Annotated in this window: 7 protein-coding genes; 1 reads left to right on the top strand and 6 read right to left on the bottom strand. The window is 45.7% G+C overall.

Annotated features, from left to right (window positions below):
* The 3 genes from crtI to HRU21_08220 all read right to left on the bottom strand — a co-directional run.
* A partial coding sequence (gene crtI, locus HRU21_08210) for a phytoene desaturase (protein ID NRA42271.1) occupies window positions 1-1,148 on the bottom strand: 1,148 nt, incomplete at its 3' end.
* Window positions 1,145-2,029 carry a polyprenyl synthetase family protein gene (locus tag HRU21_08215; protein NRA42272.1) on the bottom strand — a complete coding sequence of 295 codons (885 nt, stop codon included), beginning with the start codon at window positions 2,027-2,029 and terminating at the stop codon, window positions 1,145-1,147. The genes HRU21_08215 and crtI, both read right to left, overlap by 4 nt.
* Before the next feature lie 151 nt (window positions 2,030-2,180).
* Window positions 2,181-2,864 carry a bacteriorhodopsin gene (locus tag HRU21_08220; protein NRA42273.1) on the bottom strand — a complete coding sequence of 228 codons (684 nt, stop codon included), beginning with the start codon at window positions 2,862-2,864 and terminating at the stop codon, window positions 2,181-2,183.
* Window positions 2,865-3,255: 391 nt separating this feature from the next.
* Between HRU21_08220 and HRU21_08225 the strand changes: the two genes are divergently transcribed.
* Window positions 3,256-3,555 (top strand): hypothetical protein, encoded by a 300-nt coding sequence (locus tag HRU21_08225; GenBank protein ID NRA42274.1) that lies wholly within the window; start codon window positions 3,256-3,258, stop codon window positions 3,553-3,555.
* A 90-nt stretch (window positions 3,556-3,645) separates the two neighbouring features.
* Here the strand turns inward: HRU21_08225 and HRU21_08230 are convergent, their stop codons facing one another.
* From HRU21_08230 to HRU21_08240, 3 genes are all read right to left on the bottom strand, one after another.
* Window positions 3,646-5,877, bottom strand: a complete 2,232-nt coding sequence (locus HRU21_08230; GenBank protein ID NRA42275.1) for a molybdopterin-dependent oxidoreductase — start codon at window positions 5,875-5,877, stop codon at window positions 3,646-3,648.
* 104 nt (window positions 5,878-5,981) lie between these two features.
* A complete protein-coding gene (glsA, locus tag HRU21_08235) occupies window positions 5,982-7,007 on the bottom strand; it encodes a glutaminase A (GenBank protein ID NRA42276.1) in 1,026 nt (341 codons plus the stop codon).
* A 13-nt stretch (window positions 7,008-7,020) separates the two neighbouring features.
* On the bottom strand, window positions 7,021-7,953 hold the full coding sequence (locus HRU21_08240; GenBank protein NRA42277.1) for a hypothetical protein: 933 nt from the start codon (window positions 7,951-7,953) through the stop codon (window positions 7,021-7,023).
* Window positions 7,954-7,977: the final 24 nt, after the last annotated feature.

The raw sequence follows: 7,977 nt of genomic DNA on the forward strand, positions 1-7,977 counted from the left end.
TCAATATCTGCGGTTAAATTCGGCACCGGCACTAGGGCATAAAAGCTATCATGCCCTTCAGGGGCAAAGCTATGATCGGTTGCCGTCGGTCGGTGTAAATAAATTGCCACATCGTCTGATAAACATTGATGATGAAAGATGTTATCGAGCAGTGGCTTAAATGCCTTACCAAAAATAATGCTGTGATGTTCTACCTCGGCATACTGACGTGTGCTGCCAAAAAATAATACAAATAGCCCCATCGATGGTTTGGCAAACCTACAGCGCAGTTTTGCCAGATATGATGCGGAATCGTTTAACAAATGCCGATATAGGTATAGCGGGTCAATATTCGATACACATACATCGCAGGCGAGTGTTTCACTATGATTTATTTCTACGGCTGTGATGTGTTTATCAGTCAGCTGCAAACCAGTCACCTGCTGAGACAATCTGACTTCAATGCCCTGCTCTAGCATTAGCTGATGTAAGGCATCGACCAATGCCTGCGTGCCGCCCATGGCAAAGTGCACACCGTGTTTGCGTTCTAGGTAATGAATCAGGGCATAGATACTGGTGGTATCAAAGGGATTGCCACCTACCAGCAAGGGCGAAACCGAGAGCGCCTGTTGCAGTTTCTCTGAAGAGATATAGCGTTTAACCCATTGTGAAACGGATAGATAACTGCGNAAACGCAGCAAGGCAGGTAGAATCTTTATCATACTGATAAAGCGATGAAATGGTTGATGTGCGAGTTGTTCAAAGCCTAACTGATAAATGGCTTTTGAATCAGCCAGCAACTGATGATAGGAGTCGCTATCGTCTTGACTGAATGCTGCAATGGCAGCATCTATTTGTTCGGCACTGCCACCATAGTTAAAACGCTCGCCATCATCGTAGATAAATTGATACCAAGTATCTAAGGCTTTAAACGTGACATAGTCATCTCGCCGTTTATTAAATAAGGCAAACAGCTCATCAAACAAAAAAGGTGCGGTGATTACCGTAGGGCCTGCATCATGCTTGTAGCCCGATTTCATAAAGCGCTGCGCCCTGCCGCCTGGCTGCGGCAGTTTATCGATCACGGTGACATCAAAGCCTAAAGCCTTAGCCCGAAGAGCAGCGGCAATACCGCCAAAACCAGCACCCATTACAACAAGCTTGTTCATAGGCCAGCCAAGCGCTGTTTCAGACTGAGAATTGCGGTTAGTAAGGGGCGCGTTACAGCAGACTTATATCGAATCAACTCATCTTCCAGCGCGTTCAACAGCAAATAGATTTCAGCGATGATTGCAGTTTTAGCATGTTCTAGAGGGTCGCTGTGCTGTTGATGACGAAATTCATACATATATATACTCACCGCGTTAGGCTGGTGATTGGCCGCATCTGCCTCAGCATCTACGACATCGTCATACAGTTGATAGGCAAGCGCGAAATTGCTTGCAGATTGATTCAGTAAATACTGCCAGTGTTTAGCATCAACAAATAGGCATGGCAACATAACGGCCAGCTGGATGAGAGGTGCTGCTTTGTCGGTTGCAATAGAGCGATACTGCGAACAAGTAAGGCTTGCATTGCGATGCAGATCGGCAACCTGACCTCGAATGGTTTGCTGCGCCAATTGAATGACCGTACTGGATAAATTCTTCGCACTGGTCTGATCTAATTCAGCCGCAATCAGGCAAGCTGCTAAAATCAAGCTGTCGCCCACACAAAGCGCATTCTCTTCGCCAAACTTTAACCACAGGGATAAAGCGTTGCGCCGCAGCGGATCTTTATCTTGAATATCATCATGAATTAAAGAGGCATTATGCAGCAGCTCAACAACGGCAGACAATTTGAGTGCATCAGCAGTATTAATATTCAGCGCACTTGCGGTTTGATAGCAAAGGCTGGCTCGCTTGAAGCTACCTTTATGACTGAAGTGATAATCGATCATCGCTAACACATCATCACCTGCCGCTGCACAGGCATCACGCATAATATCAATTAAGACATGCTGTAGTTTATCAACTTGATAAACTGGCTGTGATAGATGAGTAGAATGCATAAAAATTCCAACTATGTAGATTTCAACAATCGTCTAACGGTAGTGAACTGCCAACTATCATGTTGGCAGTCATCATGTGCGATACAGCAAGTTAATAGCAGAATACCGTATTAAAGATTCAATCAATCATTAATACATGTAGAGCTTCTGGCTAGGCTTCAGCATCCTGAGTAGCAGCAGCCCAAATAACAACACCGAAAGCGATTTTATTGACAAAGTCAGCAAGGTTATAAATCAGGTTTAAAGCGCCTACATCGGCACCGCCCACCATATAGCCCAATACATAGCCTATCGGATAAATTGCCCAACCTACTGTTACAATTAAGCGCAAGGCTTTAAATGCTTTTTGGCTGGCGGCATTGCCGCTGTCACTATTTATTTGACTGGCTTGGCCAAGAAATATCTCATAGATAATGTATAACCAACCGGCCATACCAATAATAAAGCCAAGGGTTACATTAATAGCGCCTACCTCACCTAAGTAACCGCCTACCAGCATCACCACACTGGCAATTAGCAACTTCCAGAATAAGCTACTTGGGACAATCGCAATCGCCGCCAAAATCAANTANAACTCAATAATCTGCANGGGTACTGTTAGTAACCAGTCTACATAGCGGAATACCGTTGGGCTTTGACCTGTCTCAACCCATAGGCCACGCATATAAAAATAATGCAAACAGGCAATACCGGTAACCATGGCCGCCACGGTGAGTGACGTCTTCCATTTACCGACGGCGCGATCACGCTCTACAAAGAAGAAGTATGTTGCGGCCAACATCGCTGCTGACATCAACCAGAAAGANACACCTACAAAGTCGCTTGGATTAAGCATAGTTCTCACCTCAAAGTTATTAACCTTGGTTATGGAACAGCTTAAGCCATAGACCGTTTTAATGTTAACTACAACTATTAATGCGTTGTTATTATTTTACTGCAATTAAGTGTTAGATGATTTAACAGAATTAATCTAGTTACGCTGTATGTATTTGTATAGATTAAAATTCAATAAAACGCAAAGCTTAAACGTTTATTTGGCAATTATGGTTTGCCAATATTGAAATTTATAAATTATTTTTAGAATCTAAAAAATAATTTTTAGTACTTTTTTGTTATTAGACAAGTGGTGAGGCTTGACTAAGCTGCAGAATAGTCACTTCTACAATTGTGCCGTATACCATTAACACAGATTTAAAAAATTAGTTCAGTTTATGAGAGATTCAGCCATGAAATCGATGACCTTTCGTTTTACCACCGAAGCCGAAGTCACCCTGAACGGCAGCTGCTATGAAGAGCTCTACATGCAGTTTAAAGCTTTTTTACATCAAGAAGCGAACGCCTTAGACAATGCTGAAATCAGCATCATGCCGCCTGAGGATAGTCAAATGTTTGTGAGTCTCGACGGCGAAGCACTGTTTGAAATTACCGCATTACGCGGCGATTTTAATCGAGACATATCACATAACCCCAATCATATCGCACCGAAAACCGATACTTTGGGAACCGATACTATTGTCCATCAGTAAGGGCTAAGAAACTCTTTAAGTATCTAAAGGGTTGTTATTTGAGCATGGCTTTTGTTAGTGGCGAGGCTGCCAAGTGCCTCGCCGTTTAGGCTAATCTATACCACTCCAACTGCGTGTTGAGATTGGCCCGCTAGCTTTGCTTATGCTTACCGGTATACCAGTCAAGTGCGCCATACCTGACAACGACTCAATATTGTCTGGTCCGTCAGAGGCCAATATATTCACATTGGCACCCGCAATATTACTGGCTACAGATAAGCCTTTCGCCCCTTGATGACCCCAGCCATGCGGCACCGATACTGTTTTTTGACTCAACTCTGCTAAAGTTTTAACCGGTAAACGTATTGTTGCAGTGGCCGACTGAATATCAGCAGCATCACCCTCTTGTAAACCCAGCGCCTCGGCATCCAGCGGATTAAGGTATAAGAAATTGGTTTGATTGTTCGCGCCGTTGGTCAACTCATCAATATTTTGTGTCCATGAGTTATGCGTGCTGTGACTCCGTTTGGTAATTAGTCGAAAGCTGCCGGCATGCAAAAGCTGAAGTTCTTGCTCTAATACATTGGCTAAGTTTTCTGCCTCAGTGATAAAACTTGCAGGCGCCAAGTGCACTTTTCTATCCTTGGTTGTTGGTCGCTGGGTGGGTAAAAAGTCATTCGCCTTTGCGCCCTGCCTTTGTCCACCATCTGGCTGTTTTAACCAGGTGTTAAAACTGCCCTGTTTGGCACTTCGCAGCATCATATCCAGCATGAAACGTTGCGGCAATCCTCGCCATGCGTCACCTTTAAGTTTACCGCTAATACGGTTAACTGTAGCCAGCAGGCGCAATGACCACTGTGCTATTTTTGAGTCGAACAAGCTTATGCCACAAGCACTGGCAAGATCTAAATAAATACTGGCTTCGTCGCGCTGCTCAGCTTCTGGCTCTACCAAGGCCTCTGTGGCTGCCATATAGGGCTTTGATTGCATTCCTAACACCAAGGGGAAAATAAATGGTAAGTCAGGACGCTGTAGCGGCGATACCGCTGGCAACACATAATGAGCCAGCGAGGCGGTTTCATTCAGATAAATATCGGTTACCACTAACAATTCCAATTGTTGAAAGGCATCCTTCAAGCGCTGTGAATTCGCCATCGTTAATAAGGGGTTACCGCCGGTGACAAACATCGCCTTGATTTGCTGCTCGCCGGGTGTCAAGATTTCATCGGCTAAGATGCCTCCTGGAAAACCGCCATTGAGTTCTCGAAAGCGCCCGACTCTTGAGCGATGTTGGCGATTGAACAGCTCATTTTTATCCGCGAATTCAGCAAAATCAAAAATACCGCGACCCACTAAGGTGCCGCCTTGCTGGTCTAAATTGCCGGTGACGGCATTAATAGCTTCTGCTAACCAATGTGCTAGCGTACCTTGCTTACCCATACCTATACCGGTACCAGTAACAATCGCAGCACCGTTAGCTTGCGTAAAGCTAGCTACCATAGCCTGTAATTGTTCAACCGAGATACCCGTCACTTCTGCCGTTCTCTCTGCTGGCCATGCCTCGACCAAGCTCTCAAGCTGATCCAAGCCGTTCATATACTGATTTACATAATCCCGCTTGACCGCGCCTTGCTTAAAGACTTCATGCAGAAACGATAAAAAGAAAAACACGTCAGCATTTGGGCGAATCGCATGATAATCGGTGGCGAGTTTAGCCGTTTCGGTATAACGCGGATCCACTACAATAATTTTGGCGCCGCGCTTGGTTATTTCCTTCAGGCGCTTTACGGGGTGAGCTACCTGCAGAAATGTCCATTTAGACACCACCGGATTTGTACCGATAATTAGCATGCACTCTACATGGTCAAGGTCTACAAAGGGCTGAAAAAAAGGAAAACCGTACATCTCCTTTGCTGAGGCAAAACGGTTGGCACAGTCTTGTGTTGAAGAGGAATAAATATTGTGAGAGCCAATGCCTTGCATGAAGCCTTCGGCAAATATCGGGTGCAACATACTAAAGCCAGCTGCGGTTCCAACATACATGCCCACCGATTGCTCGCTTTGCTTGCGCAGCTGACGAACCTTCTGTCCAATTTCTGCTAAAGCTTGCGACCAGCTGATTGGCTCAAAGTGGTCACCAACGCGTTTTAAGGGCTGTTTCAAACGGTCTGGCGAATCATACATCTTGTGCTGATGCAGGCCTTTCATACAAGAAAAGCCCAGCGTGCCGATATGGTCTTTATTCGGGCTGAGTTTACTAACCTTGCCGTTTTCTATGGTGGCTTCCAGCCCGCAGCTGGCTTCACAGATTCGGCAAAACGTATGGGTTGTTGTTATTGTCATGACGCAGGTTCTCCTTGATTAGGTTCATCATACGCCATGCGACAGAACTGCTGTCTAAATTTTATGCAATGTTCAGCCCTGTCGCTAACAGCTACCGATAACGCTTAATTGAATACCCCAGCATTCAGAGTATTGGCAATCGCCTCGATGGCAAGCTGTGCGCGCACGCTATTGCCTGCCGCATCGACCGGCGGTGAGAACGCTGCAATGCCGTATTTTCCAGGCACGACCGCGACAATACCGCCACCAACGCCGCTTTTTGCAGGTAGCCCAACTTTCCACAGCCACTCACCAGCATCATCATACAAACCTGCCGTTGCCATCACCGCTAAGATTTTCGGTACATATTTGGCATCGACCACGCGCTGCTGAGTTTTTGGGTTAACGCCGCGATTAGCATAGGTTGCCCCCATCATTGCAAGGTCTGCCGTAGTGATGCCGACCGAACACATGCGTGTATACAGATCGACCGACTCCTCAACATCGTCATAAAAACGGCCATAATTGGCCAGTAATCTGGCCAGTGCCTGATTTTTAATATTGGTTTCGGTTTCTGATTTATAAATATCTTTGATTACTTTAAGGTCGCGACCGGCAAAAGCCTCAAGATTAGACTGGATCATACTCCATTTTTGCCGCGGGCTTTTCGCCTTTAATAAGCTGACTTGCGCCATCGCACCNGCGTTCACCAATGGGTTTACTGAACGAGCATCATGTAGCTCNAGCGCCATCACCGAATTAAACGGTAAGCCNGTTGCGTTAACCCCTATATTATCAACAACCACCTGATCGCCCTGCTGCTGCATCACCGCTGCGAGATTAAAGGCTTTACTGATCGATTGAATCGAAAAGGTATGGTCGACATCGCCAGCTTGGTAAACTTTCCCATCTGCGGTGACAATGCTAACCGCAAATAACGATGGGCTCGGGATGGTGAGTGCAGGGATATAGTCGGGATTTTTCCCTTCATCAACGTCAGCGAACTGCTTATGTACTTTTTCAACCAGTGCTTGCAGATCAACTGCTGTCGAGCTCTCGGTGAACGCGGACAGCTGCCCTTCAGCGAAGACCGTGTGCGATTGAAACAGAATTGCAATAATAAAAATAATGCTAAAGTGAAGTTTTTTCATGCTGATCTCCTGATTAAAAGCGGTAAATTACTGAGCTCTGCCAACGCAGGTTATCGCCAGAGTCACCATTTTTTTGTTCAAATTGTCCCCACTGCAGTTCGGTGCCGATTTGCACCGGTTTAGCCAGCTGATAAAGAATATTGGTGACAAAAAAATCGCTTTGTTTGAAAGCGCTATCGCTCTGCTCATCTTGCGTATCAACTTCAAGATAGCCATAGCCAATCGAACTGGAGGTTTTATCATTCCATTGATGATCAATAAATGCGAACGCGCCCCAAACCGGCAAGGCTTTGATCTTATTATCCGCTTGAATTACAGCATCACTGTCGGTAAAACTCGAATCGTTAATATAACGCCCTATACCCTCACCAGCAGTGAACGCCGCTGACAGGGTGTTAGAGGATAAAAACTGCATGGAGCCAGTAAGGTTGATACCGTAACCTATCGTAGTTTCAGTAGTATCGTCGTCATACTGATAACCCAGCTGACGAATAATACCGGCTATTTGAAAATGTCCCGTGTCGCTTTCGGCGCGCCAGTGTGCGGTAAAGTCTGGCATGATGGTATAGTCTTTACAGTCATTACCGCTGGCGCAGCTATCGACACCCTCAATAGCTGAGCTTGGTTTTTCAATCGCAAACGCCACGCTATGTGCATCCGGCAAATCAATGGTATAGCGTATCTGTGGCTGACGAACAAACACCATCGCATTGGGGCCCCAATACTCTAAGGTGTTTGGAAAGGTTGAAATATCCATAAACACCGAAAAGGTTTGTCCGCCGCCGAGACCATTATACTCAGCCCAGATTTGCGTTAAGTGAAAATCTGAACTGTTATCGGTGTTAAACCAGTCCCATTCAATTAATGTTGTGACACTGTCGTCATCAACTGGCGTCGCCGTCATAAACTGAAACTTTGATTGACCAGCGCTCATGGTGGTTTGCATATTGCCACTATTGCCCGAAGTGGG

It is taken from the genome of Pseudomonadales bacterium, from assembly GCA_013215025.1.
Lineage (GTDB): Bacteria > Pseudomonadota > Gammaproteobacteria > Pseudomonadales > DT-91 > DT-91.

Coding starts and splice junctions, on each gene's coding strand:
- HRU21_08215 (NRA42272.1), bottom strand. CDS start 2,029: ATGCATTCTACTCATCTATCACAGCCAGTTTATCAAGTTGATAAACTA.
- HRU21_08225 (NRA42274.1), top strand. CDS start 3,256: ATGAAATCGATGACCTTTCGTTTTACCACCGAAGCCGAAGTCACCCTG.
- HRU21_08230 (NRA42275.1), bottom strand. CDS start 5,877: ATGACAATAACAACAACCCATACGTTTTGCCGAATCTGTGAAGCCAGC.
- HRU21_08240 (NRA42277.1), bottom strand. CDS start 7,953: ATGCAAACCACCATGAGCGCTGGTCAATCAAAGTTTCAGTTTATGACG.